Raw genomic sequence first — 1,076 nt, 5'->3', positions numbered from 1 at the left:
GGCTTGCATGATGATTTTTCAGCGACAAAAAGGAGATTTGATGGGGCGAAAGTTGTATTTGATTTTTATGCGTGATTCATGTGATACAACGCAAGCACTTTGAGCTTACGTAGCATCACATGAGTGATAACGCATTCTTGTAAAATATTGAGTGAAGCATTCAAACCGCTTCTTTGCGACCCTGAAATACGGGCAAAATTTCCATGATATTACTTTGGCGGTGCTGTAAACCCCATTCAATCATGGCTTCAAGTACGCTGCTTAGCTGTTTTCCCGATTCGGTCAATTCGTATTCAACCGTTACGGGCGTGGTGTTATAGACACTTCGGCTGACGATTCCGTTGGCTTCCAAATCTTTTAATTCCTGCGAAAGCATTCGGGGCGTAATTTTGGTTATTTCTCGCTCAATTTCTTTGAAGCGTTTTTTACCGAATAGTAATGCACCAATAATCGGCATTTTCCACTTTCCTTGAAAGGCATTGAGGGTATCTTGAATGGCCAATACATATGATACTGGACATTTTTTTACATTTTCTAAACTTTTTAATACTTCCATCTTATTGATAATCAGATTGCTATACTTTTTGATACCGATATACAAAAGTATATTGATATACTTTCAATAGCAAAGTTAGCATACATTTGTGCATCGAAAACAAATTTTAAATAAAAATATTTTAAGACAATGATTTTAGTAACAGGTGCAACAGGACAATTAGGTGGGATTGTGGTAGAAAATTTATTAAAAACAACACCAGCCAGCGAGATTGCGGTTTTGGTAAGAGACGAAAACAAAGCAGCCGATTTGAAAGCAAAAGGAGTAGAAATTAGAGTAGGAAGTTACTTTGACAAAGATTCATTAACGACTGCTTTACAAGGAATTGAGAAAGTTTTGTTGATTTCATCGAATGATTTTAATGACCGTATTGGCCAACACAAAAATGTAGTAGATGCTGCTAAAAATGCAGGAGTAAAACACATTTTTTATACAGGAGTAACGATAAAAGACATCCAAACTTCGCCATTGAAACCACTTTTGGCTGACCATTTCCAAACCGAAGATTATATCAAAGCAA

2 protein-coding genes are annotated in these 1,076 nt (G+C 36.3%); one reads left to right on the top strand and one right to left on the bottom strand.

Annotation, left to right across the window (positions count from 1 at the left end; genetic code table 11):
• Positions 1-160 precede the first annotated feature (160 nt).
• On the bottom strand, positions 161-556 hold the full coding sequence (locus tag ACOVO2_RS01550) for a winged helix-turn-helix transcriptional regulator (protein WP_421768279.1): 396 nt from the start codon (positions 554-556) through the stop codon (positions 161-163).
• 129 nt (positions 557-685) lie between these two features.
• Between ACOVO2_RS01550 and ACOVO2_RS01545 the strand changes: the two genes are divergently transcribed.
• On the top strand, positions 686-1,076 hold a 391-nt coding region (locus ACOVO2_RS01545), incomplete at its 3' end, for an NmrA family NAD(P)-binding protein (RefSeq protein WP_421768278.1).

Origin of the sequence: Emticicia sp., from assembly GCF_049241225.1 — a bacterium.
GTDB lineage: Bacteria > Bacteroidota > Bacteroidia > Cytophagales > Spirosomataceae > Emticicia.
The sequence above is the reverse complement of the archived record's forward strand: the minus strand, read 5'-3'. Positions and strand labels throughout refer to the sequence as shown.